Origin of the sequence: Chryseobacterium sp. G0201, from assembly GCF_003815655.1 — a bacterium.
Classification (GTDB): domain Bacteria; phylum Bacteroidota; class Bacteroidia; order Flavobacteriales; family Weeksellaceae; genus Chryseobacterium.
This window is the reverse complement of sequence record NZ_CP033917.1, coordinates 2754809-2775945: the sequence shown is the minus strand read 5'-3', so window position 1 is coordinate 2775945 and position 21137 is coordinate 2754809. Positions and strand designations below refer to the sequence as shown.

Below are 21137 nucleotides of genomic sequence, written 5' to 3'. Positions count from 1 at the left end.
TGAAGGGTGCTACAACGCACCCTTCATTTGTTTATCAATCCATTCAACACCATTCTTACCTTTCAGAAAATAATCCAGCCATTCAAGCATTCTTACAGATAAATCTTTTTGTGCAATTTGTTGAAGAAGCGAATGACCTTCTTCCTGATAGAACAATGCTATCACAGGTTTGCGGTATTTTCTTAGAGCAACAAATAATGAGCGGGTTTCCTCACGGTCTACATTACTATCTTTTTCGCCTGTCCAAAGTAATATGGGTGCTTTAACCTCCGAAGCAAAATACAACGGATTGTTATCCATGTATTTTTGTTTATTTTCTACAAAGCTGCCACCCATACGCATTTGACCATATTCATACCGCCAATAGTCAGGACTTCCAAAATCGTAATTGAAAGAAAAAGGAGTATGAACAATGTCCGACACCGATGCTCCCGAAATAAATGTAGCAAAACGATCCGAGTGCGTTGCGATAAAGTTAGTCTGATATCCCCCGAAAGACTGTCCTGTCAATGCAATACGCCCTGCATCTACTTGTTCTATTTTGACCAATTCATCCAGAACATTATGAATAGACTCAAGTGCTGAAAGACCTGATCCTTTATCTGCGTATGTAATATCCGGAATGAGCACCATATAGCCTGATTCCAATAGCAACCTTGCATTAAAGCCTCTCCCGTTTTTTAATGTCGGAAGCAAAAAGGCTGATGTACCTTTCTGCTGTTTTTCGTAAATATTAAGTACGACAGGATATTTTTTACCCGGATCATAATCATGTGGTAAAAATAAAGTTGCAGTTAAAGATTCTTCTGTTGCTCCTTTGTAAAACAGCTGAATTTTTCTTATTTTTTCTGCAGTTTTGTCATGAGCATTGGAAGTGAATACGATATGATCTTTCTTTCGTTTTTGTTTAAATACAATGGATGGCGCTTCATTGTAATTTTCTTTCGTCCACACAAAATTTGAATGATTATCTGTATAGGTGAAATTTCGTATTTTATCTGTAGTTTCAGCTATAATTTTTTTTATTGTACGATGATCCCACTCTACATATGATTTCAACAAATCACCTTTTGAAATGCGAAATAAATAATTATTGTCAGGCACTGAAATAATTTCTCTAGGAAGCCCTTCCGTAATCTTTTGGTGTTGACTGTTGATAATTTCAACATTGTCACCATCTAAAGTTACTTTCCTCTCCAGTTTGCCGTTCAAAATATTTTGTTGCCATACATTATTACCTTTTACCCAGGTAATAAGCTCAGTTCCTTTAAAGTATGGCGAAGCTTCAGGATCTGATATTTGTTTTTTAGTTTTCAGGGTAAATGTGTTTACAAGATTCCAGCCATTATTATCAGCCGTAAGAACCCATTTTCTATCAGGTGAAACATACAGTCTTTCATCAATCACGCAAAGAAAACGATGTTCATTTGATCTTGAATTCCATACAAACAAGGAATCTCTTTTGGGCATGAAAAAATCATCTTTCTTATCTACAAATGATTGGTCTTTCTTTATCTTCAAAAAATTACCGGAATTTCCAATCGCTATTTCTGTATGAAACATCGAATCCATCGGAATTACTTTACCTGTTTGGGGATACCACAAAAAATTTTCTTCAACCTGCATATCTTTAATATGATGAGTGAGATCTTTTTCAACGCCGTACCAAAACTCTAAAAGTTTTTTTTCTTTCGGAATCTTTCTGATTAGCTTGATAAATAATGCATCAGGATCTGATGAATAGTCAAGATTTACGTAATGGTAATTTTTACTCCGCATCAAATCAAGGTTTCGAGGAATCTGTAAACCATCAACACAATGCTTCAATGTATATTCATGCTTGTCTTTACCAAAGACGGTATATCCTCCTTCCGTAGCAGTGCCTTTCCATACTTTCAAGACTTCATCGAACGCGCGGGCTATGATCTTTTTATTTTTTGTATCAACCCTCAAAACGTCAGTCTCATTTTGATCATTTTTCTGAAAAACAATGAGTTCTTCATCAACAGTGCTATATCTAATAACATTTTCTAACTCATGAATCTTTCTGCCGTTTTTACCGTAAACTTCCAGTCTGTTATTTTGATGCTCATCATAATGAATCAAAAATAAAGATTGCGGTTTCATCTGATCAATCGTCTTTACATGATCTTTTGTTTCAATAGTTTGATCTATTAGATTAATTAGTTCTAATTGCTCACCACTCAAAAAAGCGAATTTTTCACTACCCATAAAAAATGAAGTCCTGATTGATTTTCGTTCAAACTTTTGAGTCTTATCATGTACATTTTGTAAAATGTACATCGGCGATTTACTTTCATATTTCATCAGCCAGCTTACCCATTTTCCGTCATCAGACATTTTCAGAAAATCAGGAACTTCAGCTTTTTCTGCCAATGCTTCCAATTTTTTCAAATCATGTTGCCCGTTGAGTGGTAGTGGTAACAATAGAAAAGTAAACACAATGAGGAGCAACAATATTTTTTGAATCGTATTTACTGTCTTATTACTTTCAAGTATGTTTTCCCTGTTCTTCATCATATTTTTCCAATTTCTATTCATCATCAATATCCTGTATTTTGGGGATTAAGGTTTGGATTAAGCAGCAGTTCTTTCTGGGGTATCGGCCATTGAGCATGGTAGCTTTTCCAATTGGTTTTTACAGGAATCAACTGATCAAGCAATCCCCATCTTTTCAAATCAAAAAAACGGATGCCGTGTTCCACAAAAAACTCCCTGCGTTTTTCTTCTCTCAATTCTGCGGTTGCTGCTGAAACCGTCAGTGAAGTGCTCAATGCTGGTAATCCTGCCCGTTGGCAGGAACGGTTGATATACGGAACGGCTTCTACTGCTTTATTTTGCTCGATCAGGCTTTCCGCCATCATGAAATTGACTTCGTCCAGACGATAGATTATTGAATATTCATTGGGATTATTGACCGCAAGGTTTTTATATTTTGAAGAGCGGTAATTGAGCTGTTGGTTAAAAGGTACTGCCGTGATATAATGCTGTCTCCGCAAATCTCCCGAAGAAAATGTATTGATGAGATTCAGATTGAGAACAAACGATAAAGGTGCGCCTGTAAAGTTATACAGTGATGCCTCTTTGGTCGCATCATTCGTGTTTTTTGGCTTCAATTGCCAAATGATATGGGTTCCATTTTTTTGAAATACTTTTGAAGGGTCGGTTTGAAATGTATATTGAGATGATTGCAATACCGTACTGCAAAGCACTTCTGCTTCCGCCCATTTCTTCAGTAGCATTTTCATCTTTGCCAATGCCATATATCCTGCAAATTTGTTGGGATAGATTCTTTCTGCATTTCTGTAAGCGGATGGTAAAAGATTAACCGCCTCAGACAAATCGGTTTCTAGTTTTATGAGTAACTGATCTTTATTCATTCTGCCCAATTGGCTGTTGATGACATAATTGGTTGTTTCTGTGTAAGCTATTTCTCCAAAAATCTGATAGAGATTAAAGTAGATGATAGAGCGCACGAATAATGCTTCACCTTTGATTCGGTCTTTGGATGCCTGGCTTAATGATTTTGAATTGGTTACCCCTTCAATGATGCTGTTGGCAGCATAAATCTGCCCATAAGCATTCGTCCAAGCCGTCGTTACAACGGTATTTGTAGCCACCTGCTGATTGTTTGCTATATCTAAAATACCGTTTGATCCTGATGTGTACACACAAGTCAGATCATCAGCATACGTCCCCATCAAAGCACCCATCCCGTCGATGCCTCCCGAAATAAGTGAGTTAGTCCAAAGTCCTGCATACAGTCCTGCCAATGCCGCTTCAGCGGTTTGCTCGTCTTCAAAAACAACTTCTGTCGGAAGCTGGTTATTGGGAAAATCGGTTTCTACAAATTTTTCGCAGGAAATTGTGGTAGTTAGTACAGCAGATAATATTGCTGCCACAATAATATGTTCTATTCTTGTTTTCATTTTTTCAATTTTTTAAAGATTTAATTTTTATTCAATTCTTAGAATGTGAAATTTTTACATCATCTGACTTTTAATTTTCACAGAAAACCTACATTCAACAAGTCTCAAGTTCTTAAAGGATTAAATTTTACAGTATCTAATTATTGCTTCTATAAAACTTTACCTTTTTACATTGTCAGATTCTAAAAAGTTTAACATTTTAAAAGGTTAGCTGAAAGCCTAGTGAGTAGGTCTTCAGTGGCGGTAAATATCCTGTCAGTACAAATTCAGGGTCGACCCCAAAATATTTAGTAAAGGTCAAGAGGTTTTGTCCCTGCACATAAATCATCGCTTCTCTGATTCCGAATTTCTGAACGGGAATGCTGTAATTAAGCTGTACATTTTTCAGTCTGATGAATGATGCATCACCAATCGCAGCAGTAGAATTCTGGAATAAAACGTGTGAAGCATTCTTTTGAGCATTGGCTCCCGAACTGTACGGCATATACATTCCAGAAGGATTTGAAGGAGACCAAACATCCAAGACTTCCACAGGCTGATTGTTCATTGATCCCGGCACCAGCATCTGACGGTTGTAATTCCAGTTTCTCTGCTTTACAAATTGCCAAAGAAATGATGCCGACCATTGTCCGTAACGGAAATTACTTGACCAGCCTCCGAAAAATCTCACGCCTATTCTTTCAATCACTTTATTGTCATTGGGAGAATTAATCTTTCCGTCTCCGTCAAAGTCGGTAAATTGGTATAAACCGGTGGAAGGATTTACCCCTTCAAACTGATAGACTTTGACGAGTGACATCGGATATCCTAAAACATATTGATTGGCATACGTTGATCCTTCCAGATTCGGAAACTCCAATAATTTACTCTGTGGTACAGAAAGATTGAATGACGTGTCGTATTTAAACTTGCTTTGTCTCAAAACCTGCATTGATGCCTCAAACTCCCAACCTGTATTCTGAACCTTTGCAGGAAGATTGGACTGTATCGTAGCAAATCCTGTCGTAGCAGGCAGTGGAATACCCACCAATTGATTGGATGATGTATTGTTGTAATATGCTGCTGAAAAATTAATTCTGCTTTTCAGAAATGATAATTCCAGTGCTATTTCTTTCTTTAATGTTTTCTCCCAGCTGAAATTGGGATTATAAAGTCTTGAAGGATTCAGAGCTGTGATGTTGTTGTAGATGTTGGATGAGATTGTATAGGTATTGAGATACTGATAATCTCCGATCCTGTCATTTCCGGAAGTTCCGACACTTCCTCTGATTTTCGCAAAGCTCAGCCATCGAACATTTTTCATCCAGCTTTCTTCTGAAATAAGCCATGCTGCACCTACCGCTCCAAAGTTTCCGAAACGATTGTCGGGACCAAAACGGCTTGAACCGTCCCGTCTTCCGGTAAGGTTGACAATGTATCTTTTCATGAATTGATAATTGATTCTTGCAAACGCAGCATTGTAGTAATACTGGTTTCTAACCTGATCACTGATGACTTTTGTTTTGGCTGCTCCCAAATTCTGAATCAAGGCATTGCTCTCAAAGCCATAGCCCTGTATAGAACCCTGATTGGTTTCAGACTGCTGTAAGGTTGTTCCCAACAACATTTCGAGGCTGTGGTTTCCCCAGCTTTGATTGGCAACCAATTGCGGTTCCAGAATATAAGAGAATGTGGAAGAATTGTTTTTAAAAGATGTGGAATTGGCACTCGTCAATCCTGATGAGGGATTGTACATCGTGTGGGGCTTCAATGAAAACTCTTCAAAATTCTGATACGTTAAACCTCCGTTGAATTTTAGTGTAATGAACGGAAATAAGCGGTACGAAATCTGCGCTCCACTGTTTAAAAAATTGCTAGAATTGAGATATTCGCTTTTGAAAACACCCAGAGGATTCGTAAACGTATTGTTCTCCCAATTCAATGAACCATCCTGATTGTAGAGTGCTGGAGCATTCGGACTAAGAGTTAAACTTCTCTTTGTTAAATCATCATTCAGGACATTGTTACTTTGAAACGAAAAGGTATTGCTGAGATTGACTTCCAGTTTTTTATCAGGTGTTCTGTAACTGAAATTCCCTGTTAGATTATTAGTTTTGTATCTGAAATCTGCAGGAAATACCGTTGTCTGTTCGTTATGTCCGTAGCTGATTAAGTAGGAGGTGTTTTCAGAACCTCCGCTTAAAGAAAGCTGGACTACAGACGCATCTGCCGTATTACCAATGAGTTCTTTTTGCCAGTCTGTGTTTCGGTTCTGATCCCACACACCGTTGAAATCATACGCTGCTGCCGGAATTGTGGTGATGCCGTCATTCTGAAATGCTTCTCTTCTGATCTTGATATACTCATCGGTAGTCAGCAAGTTCAATTGGTTGGCTACCGTACTGAGCGAATAAGAGGTGTTGATTTTTAGATCTGTTCTTCCTTTTCTGCCTTTTTTGGTAGTCACAATAATCACTCCGTTAGCACCTCGTGATCCGTAGATTGCCGTAGCATCGGCATCTTTCAATACCTCGAAGCTCTCAATATCATTGGGGTTAATCGAGTTTAAAGGATTGATGGATGCATACGGTAAAATTGAGGCACTATACAACGAGGGAGTTTCCGAAAGAATCGGAACACCGTCAATAATATATAATGGTTCATTTCCTTCTCTTCTGATGCTGTTCTTTCCTCTGATCTGAATATCAAATCCGCCACCCGGAACTCCTGAATTCTGGGTAATGCTCACGCCCGACATTCTTCCCTGTGCTGCGGAAAGCACATTCGTAACAGGTTGGTTTTCTATGTCTTTTGAAGAGACTTTGGCAATGCTTCCTGTTCTTTCTTTGTCCTTGACTTTGTAATACCCTGCGTTGAGAACCACTTCCTCAATTTCTTTTTCTTTACCTAATGAGATATTGACGGTTATCCTGCTGCCTAAATTGATTTTTCGTTCGGGATATTCCGGATGCCGGTAAATGATTACAGGATTTTCGCCTGATACCTGAACACGGTAAATACCTGCTGTATTGGTTACAGCCACTTCATCACTACCCTCCTGAAATACGGAAACACCTTTGACTGGCTGGTTATTTTCCGAGACAGTGCCTGTAATGGTGCGCATCTGCCCTATTGCTACGCCGGAGACGAGCAAGGTGAAGCCAAAAGCCAATTGAATATGACTTAGGCTGCAAAAGTTTTTTTTCATACTTTTGAATAGGTTTAATTCGTTAGACTTTGCTCTTTCCTACGCTAGCAGTCAACTTTTGTGGAAAGGGCTTTTGTTTTTCTATGGTTACGTTACACTTTCTGTTTCTTGAATATGTTTTTAGCGTTTCTATTTGATGATGCTTGGGAGGAAGCTCCAGTAAGGACATAGCAAAACCTCCTGCCCCAGCACATCTTGAAATAATATGAATGAAATTGTGTCCCGTGTAAGCTGTAAAGCCGCAATGAGTTGTAAACTCAATGTAAGTGTCATCTAAATGAGAAAACATTTTATTGAAATCATAAAAAAGCCATAAACTTCTGCATTATACAGATCATTCACTTTTTTTGTCTTCAGTAATAAATTCCCTTCGTGTTGAAAATAATTTGGAATATTAAAAGAAAGCGAGTACTTTTAAGGTGTGAGTTTAAAGCGTAGTCTGGCTTTCCTTTTACTATTAAAGGAATTTCGGAGTGTGTCGGTAATAAGTGAGTTATGCCAATTCCTCATTTAGTATGTAAATGTGGCATAAAGCTGTTAGTTTTTTCTGTTTTGCTAGCGGACTACTCCGGTGGGCAAATAAGCAGAATGGTTGAAAATGTCGTCCTCATAAATATAGTTTTGTATATGGAACGATGCCTTTAAAATATGAGAAGAATACTTGCGAAAAAGCAAGGAGCGGTCTCACACTTTAGAACCAGGGCGACCAACCCACTTTAAACGTAAGATTAAAGTTTCCACCTAAAGTATACGTGAGAACCGCTCACATGCCGTATGCAAAAGTAAGAAACTTTTAGACATGGAGCGATTTCACGAGGTTCTCGATGGAAAATTGGTCGTTTAAGTTCGAGATACATCGTTTTAAATATGCCTGTATTTGGCTTATTATCAATTCGCTAAAGCAAATATACAAATTAGTTTCCTAATTACCAAATTTTGAAACAAAGAAATTAAAATATTAATATGATTCATAAAATTGATAGATATATCATTAAGAGATTAGCTGACCTTGAGTGGCAAGACAAAGAATTGGTTGAGAAATCGGCACTCTCAAAAGGTCAAGTAAGTAAGTTAAAGAATGGTTCTGTTGAAAAACTATCTGCTAAAACTTTTTATTTAATAATTACCGCTTTTGGAGATAATTTCTCTATTGCCATACCTATAGTTTATCCTATTTTAAAGAATATTAATTTAAAAATATTTCATCCAAAGCGTAGAAATACATTTGGTTCATTAATGAGAAAATATGAAATTTCCGAAAACTCGATTGAAGAATTATCGGCCAAAACTGGTATTGATGAAGTTAGATTATCTGAATTGTATTTCCGACAAGGTGCTTTAGAGGCGTATGAATTAATTCTTATTGAAAAAGCAATAGGAAAAAAACCAGGAGAACTATTTGAACAACTTTATGGCAAATCATGATAATAAATATTTGAACACTTGCAAATACTTGAATCAAAAATTAAATAACGACAATCTGACTTATAGTTAATTTTAAAGAATCAATGAATATCTATACATACTATGGAAATATTGAGCATCTAAAAGCTTTTGATAATGATTATCAATTAAAAGGTATGTATACTCCTCCAATAGATAATCAAAGACGTCCTCTAAAAAAAATATCAGATAGAACCTGTCGCTTCTGTGGTAAAAAATCCACTGAAACAACCTTTAAAGGCAAGCCTCATATTATTTCAAGATTATTTGGAAATAACTCTGGGGTATCAGATTATGAATGTGATAAGTGTAACAATCATTTCTCAGGTTACGAAAGTGATATGGCAAATTTTTTAGGTTTGAACAGAAGTGTTAATGCTTTAGGAACACAAACTCCTCCAACATTTAAATCGTACGATGGCAATATTGTAGCTAAAAAAAATAATTTTAATGGTTTTGAAGGCATTGAGATAGAATCTAGTAAGGAAGGTGTGATTCAAAAAAAAGATGGAGGAATTATTGAATTCAATGTTATACATAATCCTTATATACCGATTAATATTTTCAAATGTTTACTGAAAATAGCCCTAACTGTAATTCCTGATTATGAAGTAGCAAACTATAAACTATGCTTTGATTTTTTGATGGAAAATAAAAATGAAACCTATTTTGCACAGCATGCCAAACAAATTCATAAAGGGTTATCTGGTTTTAATGTGAAATTTCCCTATGTTTTAATTTTCAAAAAAAGAAATTTAGAAAGTAAATTGCCTTCTCATTGGATAAAACTATATTACCAAGATTCTTACATTCAATTTTACATACCTTACCATAAAGGTGATAAAGTTTTACAAAAAGGCGAAGAAATATCTTATCCACTTTGCCCTCCATTAATTTTCGCTGACACACAGCCACAAGGAATTGCAAAGAATTATGAAAAGTTAGATTTATCTTCAAATGTTATGACTAAGGGAAAGACTTCAAAACTCAATTTAACTTTTGATGAAAATCTTTTAAGTGAAGGGAGTAACAACAATCAGGAAACACACAATTCTGATAATTTTAATTCAGATGAAATTATAAAAGTTTTTCTTACCAAAAATTCAGGTTTATTAGAAGAATAACATCGGCTCATATTATTACTGTGTGTTACCTTGCATATTCGTAAAAGACAGTTCTTTTATTTTTCCAAATTTAAATATTTTGGTTGCATTATTGTCGCGACAAACTTTTTTCATATTGAGAGGAAACCGTAATTTTCTAACAATATCTTTTGTATATTTAGGTCTAAAGTGATGGAGAATATCAATATCGAAAAACACAAGTTGATTGTTTAAAGGTTATCTTTTTAGGTAATCAGAATAGCTTGCAAAATTCTAATTTTCTACATTTTATCAACGAATATTTAAAAACATCCAAATCGACTTAGATATATGAAAACATTAGCAATTATAATTGGCAATAACAACTACTTTAAAGGAAGTGAATTAACTAACGGAGAAAATGATGCAAATCAAATTGCTGAAATCTTTAAAGATTACAATTATGAGGTAAAATTATATCTAAATATCGATCAAAAAAACATAGTTGAAATTTTACAAGAATATAGCGACTTACTAAAAGATTTTGATGCATCTATTTTTTATTTTGCAGGTCACGGATTCGAAGTAGATGGAGAGAATTTTTTGGCGAGTATCGATTCGCAAATTCCTCCTGAAAATAAATATGTGGCAAAACAAAATTGTATTACTTTAAATGATTTATTTGACATATACAGGCAAAATCCTACTAAATTAAACATAGTGATATTAGATGCTTGCAGAAGATCATTTGGTCGCGGGACTGCACTTGGATTTAGTCCAATTATAGCTCCTAAAGGATCACTAATAGCATTTTCAACATCTCCAAATGAAGGTGCTTTAGATGTCGGATATGAGAATAATAGTATTTATACGGGCTCACTAATAAAGCACCTCTCGTCCGAAAGGATAGCTGTCGAAGATCTATTTAAATCTGTAAGAAAGACAGTTTTTGCATTGTCAGGAGGAAGACAAACAACTTGGGAACACACCTCATTAATTGGTGATTTTTACTTTTACAAACATCAAAAACTAAATATTTTAAGCCTACCTTATAATCCGAATGTTTTGAAAGATGAAAATTATTATGAAGATTCAGAATTTTACAAAAAAATTAAAGAACTAAAGACCTACAATTGGTACAAACAAAATCCTGCAATTGATTATTTAATAACAATACCAGTAAGTCAATTAGATAAGGACCAAATGTTCATTTTAGGAAGAAATTTATTACAATGCGCTATTGGTGGGGCAAATTCCGCTATGACATTTTTTGAAAATCTTAATAGGTCACTACTAGATTTTCAAATAAACTCCGAGAATCATATTCTAAATGGAATTCTATTTGAAATGTATTACGACAGCAAAGGTGAATTCAGATTTAATAATTTTAAAGGAAATTATAGAGAAGAAATTTTTAAATTAAGAGATAATCCAGCATTCAATCAATCATTCGATTTCATAAATGGTATTTTAATTCAACAGGATTACTCTATATTATTTTTACCAAATTCGCAGACAATAAATATTGAAATTAAATGCAGCCAAAAAACAACAAACGATGGTTTTGGAGATAGAATAGTCCAGGTGATCGAATCAATAATCTTTAACGGAAATGATATTAAAAAAGAAATATCGAAGTATTATATTGATGGGTATAATGAAAATGGATTAAAGACAGTCCTAGCCAAATATCTTAATGCGCCAGTTGAATCGATAAGAATTAATTCGAATTTTGAACTTAGATACATTAGATTTATTATATAAAAAACACATTAAAATAGTTTAAAATTATTTTATCTAAATCATTGAAGATGCTTAAAGCCGGAAAATGAAAACCCAACTACCTGCATAAAAATAGAATATGAATATTGAAAAATACAAAGAAAATGCCCTGAAAATATTATTTCCAATAAAGCAAGTCGATGATAATACAAAAGCAAACGAAAAACTATTATTTTTTGCTGAAAGAAGTGATGCAGGAAGGGAGATACAGGATTACTACTTAGTTTATTTTCTATTTGTAAATTTATTAGGTTTCAAAGACACAGGAAGATCTGAAAAGCTGGCTTGGTCTATTCCAATTGATTTTAATGGTAAAGCATTTCTGATTGAACACAGGAAAATGGGAGTTGGGGTTTTTATTCAAAATAAGGAAGATGAAGAAGATGCGAAAATAATTACTAAGAAAATTAACGGTGCGATAAAATCTTCAAGACCATATTTTAACCACTTGGCAGCAGAGGCTATCAAGAGTTCCGAAATAAATATTGTAAATAATAATGGATATTTATTTGAACGATTTAATTATTTTCTAAATCTATATAAATCAGAAAATAAGAAACTAGAAAAATTATCTAAAGAAAGGATTTCTATTGATGGCACTTTTGTTCTAGGTTCCAAAAATTACTACAAGATACGGCAAAGCACAAAATGGTTAGCAATTTCAACTATTGAATCATTTTTTAGCTGGACAGAACATCTATTTATTCATCTTGCTATCCTTACACAAAAAATAAAAACAGGGGAAGAAGTCACAAAATTAATCGATGCCGAATGGAAAACTAAATTTAATACTGTCATATCTGACGATATGTTAAAGGAATATTATATTGAATTACTGATGATAAGGAATCAGGTAAGGAACTTTGTTGCTCACGGTGCATTTGGAAAAGACGGCAATGCATTCCACTTTCATTCCGGAGCCGGTGCTGTACCAGTAATGATGAACTTTAATAAGACTAAAAATAGGTTTTCTTTTCAAGGCACACTGGAATTTAAAGATAATGAAGTTATATGTTTGATAGAATCTTTTATCTCTGATATGAATAGCAGCAATTTAAAACCTGCACTCACATATACCCAAGGGCAAGGTTTAATCACAATATTACCTTATGCAAGCAATGGGATGTATGAATCTGCAATGCACGATAATGATATTATGGAAAAATTTTGTGATCATTTGCAGGGAATATTTGATAACTCAGCAAATATGGATTGGTAATCTAAATCTATAAATAAACTTACAAGCCAATGACAAAAATTGAAAGGGTAGAGCAATACTTACACGAATTTTTTACATATAATATTTTTGAGTTAAATGATTTTTATAGGGCAGTATATGACCAGAGAGATGTTGGAATCTATCTCCTACCAAAAGGAAATGAAATCCTGGACTTTCTAATAAATATTTATTTAAATATTGAGGAAAATCTCAATTTCGAACGATTAATACCTCATAGATTTGCTACGCCGCAAAACTTACTTTATTATTTACAAAGGTTTATAGATGATATTAATAACGATAGGCATCTTGTAGATACTCTCTATGATGGAGAAGATACTGATTGGATTATTTCGTATTTTACGTCATATATAGAAAAGATCTTATCAGCTTTTGAATATGCAATTGAAATTTATGATCTGGAGGATGAAAATGTTTTATTGTACCAGCAATTGAGATATCATTTAATAAATCATGACATTGAAAATTTCATCGCGGACCTAAAATCTGTTTTTGCAAACGTTTCTTACGAGATTGTCAAGCAAACCGAAGGTTATTATCACGCTAATGTCTTCTTGATTTTGAAGTTACTTGGATTCAATATTGTTCCGGAGGAATCCACAAATATTGGGAGGATAGATGCGGTCATACGATTCAGCCGTAAAATCTATATAATGGAATTTAAATTTTCAGAAGATTCTGATGATTCTCAGGAAGCTTTGAACCAAATCATAGACAAAGATTATGCAGCAAAGTATAGGATTGACAATCTTAATATTTATGAAATTGGAATCAGCTTCAACAGTAAAATAAGGAACATCAGAACCTACAAAGAGAGCATATTATAATATCTGCATATTATTGATAATGCAAAATGATAATATAAAGAAAATCAAATTATCCACTGTTTTACAAAATAATAATTATAAAATGTACCCAATAGATAAAATTAAAGAAGGAACGAGATTTATTGATGTTGATAAGGATTTTGATGAAATAAAACTAATAGTTGCCACAATTAACCCAACCAATAAAAAGTTGTCTGCGTTTTGGTATAATTTTCCAGATGAACCTACAATTATTGAATTGGAAGATTTTAAAGGTACCGCATTTCCAGACCTAAAATCTTCATCAACTGAAATTTTTGGAAGATTTTTGGATCTTCAAAAAATTTATTCAATTTCTTATAAAGCTATAGAAAACATCATTTACACTAATCCATTAAAAAAGGTTGATGTAGAGGTTATTATAGATTTTTATAAGAATAATTACAACTTAAAGGAAAATGAAGCCGAAGCTCTAATAAAATTAAGCATAAGCAAGGGTTTGTTAAGCTTTGAAAAGCAGTCTAAAGGAAAATTCATTAAATTATCAGCATTTGCATTAGAATATGAAAACAAAAAAAGGTTTTTAGAAGGAATTGCAGACGAAATTATATCAAAGAGTCAGCGAATTGAACTCTTAATACAACACAATCCCGTTAAAGGAAACTATCGTGAAGAATTATTAAGAGGAATATTAAAAAAATATTTGCCAAAAAATATGAAGTAGCTACAGGTTTTGTGGAAGGATGCAAAAGACAATGTGATATTCTTATTTATGATTCACAAAATTTCTCTCCTTTATTTAGGGAAGGAGACTTAGTTGTTATACCAGAAAAAGCACTACGGGCTGTAATAGAAGTAAAATCTACATTAGATTCTAATCAATTTAACGATGGAATGGATCTATTATGGGAAGTAGCCAGAAATACAAATACTCCTGCCCCAATTTTTAAAGGTATTTTTGCATTTAATAAAGGCTACTCTTCTGAAAGTACGATATCTGAAGCTATATGCAATTTTTATCACTCTAAAGATAAGTCTGGAATACTAACAAAAGACATAATGTATTTATTTGAAACATTAAACTCAGTTTGTGTTTTAAATCAACAATGCATCATTACAGATCTTATTGATTATAAAATGGTTGACGACACAATAAGACCTAGATTTTATTCAGTCCATTCAGAAAATGAAAATCTAAAATTATACTGCGCTTCCTTTTTCAATGAGCTATTTTCATTTCTAGACGTTGATAAACATGCTAAAAAAGTTAATATAAATTATTTTAGATCACTTGATTATGAAATTAAATATAAACTCGAAGCAGAATTACACAATAAAGATTGGATTCCACAATCTTGTTTTCAAAATGAACATCATTTTAATTCAGATTCAATTTGGGAAAGAACTTCAGATGTTCTGAATTGGAAAGTAGGAAATTACAATATACAGAATCTGGAAGAAAAATATTTTTCAAGTTCCTTTCAAGTAGAGGATTATAAAAAGAGATTTTTAGATAAGAATATATAATTTAACTATTTTATCTTGTTATTTCTTAAATTTAATCTAAAGCTTAGAATATGGTAACAACAATCATAAAAAAATCCCCAAATAATATGGGGATAAAAACTAATAACCGTGAAAACCTTTAATAAGAATTTCCATGACAAAAATATAGAAAGTAAGGATATTTAAAGGCAAGCCATGATGTTAATTTTATTTTAAAAAACCATATAATATCTTAATTTTTCCGTATAATATTTATCTTCCAATATCCCTGCTCCAAGATCACAAATCATTTCAACGAAATAATATTAAAGCCAATATAGAACGAATCATTATGCGTCCCGGATCAACCTAAATGTCAAATTGATACGTTCTTTCATAGGCACAATGGATTTAGCAATCCTATGTTCCCAACGTTCCTGAAGATCACCTTTCATAATAAGCAACGAACCGTTCGGAAGAGGCAGGCTATATTTGCTCTGATAATGGTCTTTTTTTCTGAAATCAAAGTTTCTGGGTCTGACCGAGGCTGACAGATGCAATAACAGGTCTTTTTCCATATCTGCTTTCCTTATCTCTGTGTCAAGCTACCGAATCATTTTGGTCACGATAAAGGTTTAATAGAACCCCATTGAACCTGTAACCGAATTCTTGTTCAATTCTTTCTTTTAATGCCAGCAACTCCGGAGTCCAGGGATTGGTGCTTGAAGCATTATTATCAGCCGATTCATAAGATTTTTTGTCATCACCATACCAGGCGGTTAGTCGTGGGGTTATGACTGTCTTATCATACATTTTCTGGGTACGTTGTTCCCATGGAGCCGTTTCAAACAGATGGTCTTTCAATCGATCCGCCTCTTCCCTGCTCAAGAAATTTTCTTTATATTCCAAAAGGTCTTTTGGAAACTCGTAAAATTCTTCAGTATCAAATAAACTCAGCTGGCTCATTGCAATTTTCTTTTAAAATATTTTTCTTTATGCCATCCCATTTCTATTTGTGTTTTCAATTCGCTTTTTGGTAAGATCTTTAATTAACAGACTATGTTTAAAAACTAGAAACCTTATTTTCCAAGTTTAGAATCGTGGTCTTCAAATCCCCAATCATCATTTTTAAATTGGCATAATCCGGCATTAAAGGTTTATAGTCTTTAGGTAAAATTCCCATTACATAACTCCATATTTCAACTATATCCCCTAATGCAATGTTATAAGGTTCATAAAATAAATTATCAGCTGCTACCGTAATTGATTTTTTATTTCTCTTTAAAAATGTCTTATAAGTGATACCTTCCCTAGTCACAAAAACATAATCCTTATCAAGTTTGAGGTCATCCAGTTTTTCAACATATTCTCCGATGATTATCGATTGATCGGCAAAAGGTGGCATTGAATCGCCGTCTGCCAGAAAGCCTCTGTATTTTCCATTTTTTAAAAATGGCAGAAGAATCCTCATAAGTTTTTCAATATAGCCAGGGTCATTGAAGCCTTTCAAATAACCCATTGAAGCTTTTTGTGGAACGATCTCAATGTAATTATTACCATCCTTATCCACAACAATAGGTAGGACTACCCGATTATTGGGCAAATTCAAAATATCATCAATTGGATATTTTCTAATGTCAACAGTAACTAAAAGATCAATGCTGATATTGTAGTATTTGGAGATTCTTATCAACACATCAATTGGCGGTTCTGCCTTTTCATACTCATAAGAAACATATCTCGATCTGGTAAGAATGAGTTCATCCGCCAGCTTCTGCTGCGTTAGATTTTTCTTACCTCTTAAAAACACGATGTTATCTGCAAAAATTGACATTGTCATAATTTATGACAACAAATATACGCATTTTGTTTAAAAACGTGACTAAGTTTGCAATATGGAAAGAGCAATTGCGCATATGGATATGGACACGTTCTTTGTCTCCTGTGAACGGCTAAAAAACTCAATATTAGAGAAACTGCCGGTCATCATTGGAGGTGGGGATCGTGGTGTGGTGGCATCATGCTCTTATGAGGCGAGATATTTTGGCGTTAGAAGTGCAATGCCGATAAAAATGGCAATGAGATTATGTCCTGAAGTTAAAGTGATCAAAGGTGATATGGAATACTATTCCAATATGTCTCATCTGGTGACAGAGGTCATTCAGGAAAGAGTACCTGTGTTGGAAAAAGCCAGTATTGACGAATTTTATCTGGATCTCTCCGGAATGGATAAATTCTTCGGGTGCTATCAATGGACAAACGAAATTGCGAATGCGGTTACAAAGAATACAGGTCTACCAATAAGTTGTGCATTATCTACAAACAAAACGGTTTCCAAAATTGGTACTGGAGAATCCAAACCTACTGGCAGGTTTGAGGTAAAGGAGGACAATATTCAAAACTTTCTGAATCCTCTATCGATTAAAAAAATTCCGATGATCGGACCTGAGACCTTTCAGCTCTTTTCGAGATTAGGTGTTAAGACCATAAAAACACTTTCTGAAATGCCTGTTGATGTACTGCAAGAGTTGGTCGGAAAGAATGGAACTGTACTTTGGAAAAAAGCCCATGGGATTGACGAAACACCCGTTGTCCCATATTCCGAAAGGAAATCAATTTCCACAGAGGATACGTTTTCTCAGGATACTATCGATATCCTAAAGATCAGAAGCATATTATCCGGGATGGTTGAAAAGCTTGCTTTCCAGCTGAGACAAGAAAAGTGGCTGACCTCAACAGTTTCGGTCAAGATCCGATATTCCAATTTCGACACCGAGATCAAGCAATGCAAGATTCCATACACCTCAGCTGACCATACGCTGCTCAGATATGTATTGGAACTATTTAAGAAGCTATACACCAGAAGGATGAGAATAAGGCTGATCGGCGTTAAGTTCACAGGACTGGTTCACGGCTGTCATCAGATGGATCTTTTCGAAGATACGGAAGAGCTCATTTCACTGTATGAAACGATGGATAAGATCAAGAACCGATTTGGGGTTTCCAGTGTCGGCCGAGCGTCAGGATTTTTAAAATAAAGCATTACTCATGTTTCTCAATTGCCATACTTATCACAGCCTGCGTTACGGGACCATCTCTGTTGAAGATCTGGTTCAGCTGGCTGTTGACCATCGATTAAAGGTTTTGGCTCTGACTGACATCAATACGGTTACCGGTATCTATCAGTTTTACAAACTCTGTCAGGAAAGAGGCATCAAACCGATTGTTGGGGTCGATGTGCGGGTTAAAAATGAGCAGTACTTCGTGTGTATTGCCAAAAATCCAAAAGGCATTGCGGAGGTCAACAGGCTTTTGACGGCATACAATTGTGATGGCATTGAAATTTCTAGAGCTAATCCCGATCTTGAAAATACATTTGTTATCTATCCTTTACAAAATATGCCCGAAAAACTGTTGGAACATGAATTTATAGGAATAAGACAGGATGAATTAAACCTATTGTTCAATCCTGAATTTAAGACTCTGATTCATAAAATGGTCATATTGCATCCGGTGACCTTTAAGACGGAGGAAGAATATGAACTGCATAAGGTTTTGAGGGCAATAGCAGGAAACACCCTGTTCACCAAATTGACAGAAGATGATCATTGTAAAAACAATGAGACCTTTATCGGTAAAAGACAACTGTTGGAGAAGTATTGTCAGTATCCTGAGATCATTGAAAATACCAAATATATTGTCAATGCTTGCAGCTTCGATTTTGACTTTAAAACACCAAAAAATAAAAAATATTATACCGATAGCAAAGAGAATGATTTTAAATTGCTGACACAATTAGCCTATGAAGGATTGGGAATGCGATATTCTGTTGACAATATACAAGCAAAGGCAAGAGTTGAGAAAGAGCTTGGCGTCATTGATCAATTAAATTTTTGTGGTTACTTTTTAATTACTTGGGATATTATCCAATACAGCAAACGAACAGGATTTATGCATGTGGGACGAGGAAGCGGTGCCAACTCCATTGTCAGCTATTGCATTGGAATTACTGACATTTGTCCTTTGGAACTTGATTTATATTTTGAAAGATTTTTGAATCTTAACCGGAAGACACCTCCTGATTTTGATATCGACTGGAGCTGGAAGAATCGGGATACCATACTAGAATATATTTTTAACAAATATGGAAAAGACCACGTCGCTTTTTGTGGAACTAATGTGGAGTTCAAGAGCAGATCAAGATTTAGGGAGCTTGGAAAAGTGTTTGGGCTTCCTAAAGATGAATTGGATCAACTCTCTAAAAAACCGAAAGATCAGCATGATCAGAATTCTATTGTCCATGAGGTATATAAATATGAAAGATTGCTTATAGGTTTTCCTAATCAAAGAAGCATGCATTCCTGTGGGATCCTGATCTCAGAGGAGCCGATCACGAATTACTCTGCTTTATAGTTTCCCCCAAAAGAATTCCCAATCGTACAGTTCGATATGCATACGGCTGAAGAGATAGGCCTTGAAAAATTTGATATTCTCTCACAAAGAGGATTAGGAACCATTAAAGATACAGTCAAGTTGATTGAGGAAAAAAGAGGGATTATTGTCGACATTGAAGATACAAGGATTTCAAAGAATGAGACCAAGTGCAATGAATATCTAAGTATCGGGAAGACCATAGGCTGTTTTTACATAGAATCCCCCGCAATGCGTGGATTATTAAGGAGATTGAAATGTGAAAATTATAAGGTTCTGGTGGCTGCCTCATCTATCATTCGTCCAGGAGTGGCACAGAGCGGAATGATGCGCGAATATATCTTCCGACATAACCATCCGGATCAGTTCGAATATTTTCACGAGGTCTTTGAAAAAGAATTGGGAGAAACCTACGGCATCATGGTCTATCAGGAAGATGTCATTAAAATAGCTTTGCACTTTGGCGGTGTTTCTGCAGAAAATGGTGATGTTTTAAGGAGGGCAATGAGCGGTAAAGGTCGCTCCTTATCTGCCTTACAGAAATTAAAAGATGACTTCTTTGAATCATGTAAGAAAAAAGGGCATCCTGAACAACTTTCGCAGGAAGTGTACAGGCAGATCGAATCCTTCGCAGGATATTCATTCTGTAAGGCACATTCTGCATCATATGCGGTGGAAAGTTATCAGAGTCTTTATCTAAAAGCCTACTACCCCATTGAATTTATGGTATCAGCCATCAACAATGGCGGTGGGTTTTACAGAACGGAAGTTTATGTGCACGAAGCTAAAATGGCAGGAGCGACCATTCATAATCCTTGTGTGAACCTCAGTGAATTTCAGACGACGGTCTATGGTATTGATGTATACCTGGGTTTTTTGCACATTGAAAAGCTTGAAGCTGCGGTCAAGCTATTTATTGCTGAAGAACGAAAAAACAATGGAGAGTACAAATCGCTTGAGGATTTTGTTAAACGAATATCCATTGGTATTGAATCATTACAAACACTCATTTTTATTGGAGCCTTCAGGTTTACAGGAAAACAAAAACACGAACTGCTGATCGAAGCAAGATTCTTATTATCAAAAGGGCAGTATAAAACTAAGATCATTTCTTTATTTGATGAGCCTCAAAAGAATTATCAATTACCAGTTATTGAAAAGAATAAATTTGAAGACGCTTTCGACGAAATTGAAATTTTAGGCTTTTCTGTTTCCTTCTCTATATTTGACCTGCTTAAAACAAAATACAGAGGTCACGTTCTGGTAAAGGATCTTCTTAAATATCATAAGAAGCAGGTTAAGATGCTGGCCTATCTGATTTCAAGAAAACACGTTCCCATCAAAAAGAAAAATCATCCCGGAAAGAAAGATGATATGTACTTCGGGACTTGGATCGATGCCGAAGGACAGTATTTTGATACAGCCCACTTCCCTGATAGCCTCAGAAGGTTTCCTTTTAAGGAGGGTGGTATCTATCTTCTATTGGGAACCGTTGAGGTAGATTATCACTTTCCGACGGTTACCATTACAAAAATGGCAAAGATGCCACTGATTGTAGATCCCCGATATTCGATGGATAAAGAAAAATCACTGGAAATAGAAAGGAGTCTTCGGGAGGATGTGAGTGTAACTTTTAGAGAGCCTTATCCACAGGAATACGAAATTGAATTGCCTCGTAAGAAAATGGGATATTATTTTTAAAACAAAAATTATTATTGGAATTTGATATTC

14 protein-coding genes and 1 pseudogene are annotated in these 21137 nt (G+C 34.8%); 9 read left to right on the top strand and 6 right to left on the bottom strand.

What is annotated here, in order from left to right:
* Window positions 1-9: 9 nt before the first annotated feature.
* The 3 genes from EG348_RS12485 to EG348_RS12475 all read right to left on the bottom strand — a co-directional run bounded on the left by EG348_RS12485 (window position 10) and on the right by EG348_RS12475 (window position 7137).
* Window positions 10-2565, bottom strand: a complete 2556-nt coding sequence (locus EG348_RS12485; protein WP_123983428.1) for an alpha/beta hydrolase family protein — start codon at window positions 2563-2565, stop codon at window positions 10-12.
* Complete coding sequence (locus EG348_RS12480) at window positions 2565-3950, bottom strand: RagB/SusD family nutrient uptake outer membrane protein (protein ID WP_034976025.1); 1386 nt, start codon at window positions 3948-3950, stop codon at window positions 2565-2567. Before EG348_RS12480 ends, EG348_RS12485 begins: the two co-directional genes overlap by 1 nt.
* Before the next feature lie 199 nt (window positions 3951-4149).
* Window positions 4150-7137 carry a SusC/RagA family TonB-linked outer membrane protein gene (locus EG348_RS12475; protein WP_123983427.1) on the bottom strand — a complete coding sequence of 996 codons (2988 nt, stop codon included), beginning with the start codon at window positions 7135-7137 and terminating at the stop codon, window positions 4150-4152.
* Window positions 7138-8100: 963 nt separating this feature from the next.
* Here EG348_RS12475 and EG348_RS12470 point away from each other — a divergent pair.
* The 7 genes from EG348_RS12470 to EG348_RS12440 all read left to right on the top strand — a co-directional run bounded on the left by EG348_RS12470 (window position 8101) and on the right by EG348_RS12440 (window position 15017).
* The gene (locus EG348_RS12470; RefSeq protein ID WP_123983426.1) at window positions 8101-8562 is read left to right on the top strand and encodes a transcriptional regulator; all 462 of its coding nucleotides are present in this window, start codon (window positions 8101-8103) and stop codon (window positions 8560-8562) included.
* 83 nt (window positions 8563-8645) lie between these two features.
* Complete coding sequence (locus EG348_RS12465) at window positions 8646-9704, top strand: hypothetical protein (RefSeq protein WP_123983425.1); 1059 nt, start codon at window positions 8646-8648, stop codon at window positions 9702-9704.
* A 309-nt stretch (window positions 9705-10013) separates the two neighbouring features.
* The gene (locus tag EG348_RS12460; protein ID WP_123983424.1) at window positions 10014-11426 is read left to right on the top strand and encodes a caspase domain-containing protein; all 1413 of its coding nucleotides are present in this window, start codon (window positions 10014-10016) and stop codon (window positions 11424-11426) included.
* Between the two features lie 97 nt (window positions 11427-11523).
* On the top strand, window positions 11524-12663 hold the full coding sequence (locus EG348_RS12455) for a hypothetical protein (RefSeq protein ID WP_034976031.1): 1140 nt from the start codon (window positions 11524-11526) through the stop codon (window positions 12661-12663).
* Window positions 12664-12692: 29 nt separating this feature from the next.
* Window positions 12693-13511, top strand: a complete 819-nt coding sequence (locus EG348_RS12450; protein ID WP_123983423.1) for a PD-(D/E)XK nuclease domain-containing protein — start codon at window positions 12693-12695, stop codon at window positions 13509-13511.
* 19 nt (window positions 13512-13530) lie between these two features.
* Window positions 13531-14214: a hypothetical protein gene (locus tag EG348_RS12445; protein ID WP_164463288.1), complete on the top strand. Its 684-nt coding sequence runs from the start codon at window positions 13531-13533 to the stop codon at window positions 14212-14214.
* Window positions 14215-14225: 11 nt separating this feature from the next.
* Complete coding sequence (locus tag EG348_RS12440) at window positions 14226-15017, top strand: DUF6602 domain-containing protein (RefSeq protein WP_123983421.1); 792 nt, start codon at window positions 14226-14228, stop codon at window positions 15015-15017.
* Window positions 15018-15325: 308 nt separating this feature from the next.
* Here the strand turns inward: EG348_RS12440 and EG348_RS21855 are convergent, their stop codons facing one another.
* From EG348_RS21855 to EG348_RS12430, 3 genes are all read right to left on the bottom strand, one after another.
* Window positions 15326-15535 carry an alpha-ketoglutarate-dependent dioxygenase AlkB gene (locus tag EG348_RS21855; RefSeq protein ID WP_228414727.1) on the bottom strand — a complete coding sequence of 70 codons (210 nt, stop codon included), beginning with the start codon at window positions 15533-15535 and terminating at the stop codon, window positions 15326-15328.
* A 40-nt stretch (window positions 15536-15575) separates the two neighbouring features.
* Complete coding sequence (locus EG348_RS21850) at window positions 15576-15941, bottom strand: alpha-ketoglutarate-dependent dioxygenase AlkB (RefSeq protein ID WP_228414726.1); 366 nt, start codon at window positions 15939-15941, stop codon at window positions 15576-15578.
* 97 nt (window positions 15942-16038) lie between these two features.
* Entirely contained in the window at window positions 16039-16809 is a 771-nt protein-coding gene (locus EG348_RS12430) for an XRE family transcriptional regulator (protein ID WP_123983420.1), read from the bottom strand.
* 61 nt (window positions 16810-16870) lie between these two features.
* Between EG348_RS12430 and dinB the strand changes: the two genes are divergently transcribed.
* Together dinB and EG348_RS12420 are read left to right on the top strand one after the other, a co-directional pair.
* Window positions 16871-18013 (top strand): DNA polymerase IV, encoded by a 1143-nt coding sequence (gene dinB, locus EG348_RS12425; RefSeq protein WP_123983419.1) that lies wholly within the window; start codon window positions 16871-16873, stop codon window positions 18011-18013.
* Between the two features lie 10 nt (window positions 18014-18023).
* Window positions 18024-21107 (top strand): annotated as a pseudogene (locus tag EG348_RS12420) (DNA polymerase III subunit alpha).
* Window positions 21108-21137: the final 30 nt, after the last annotated feature.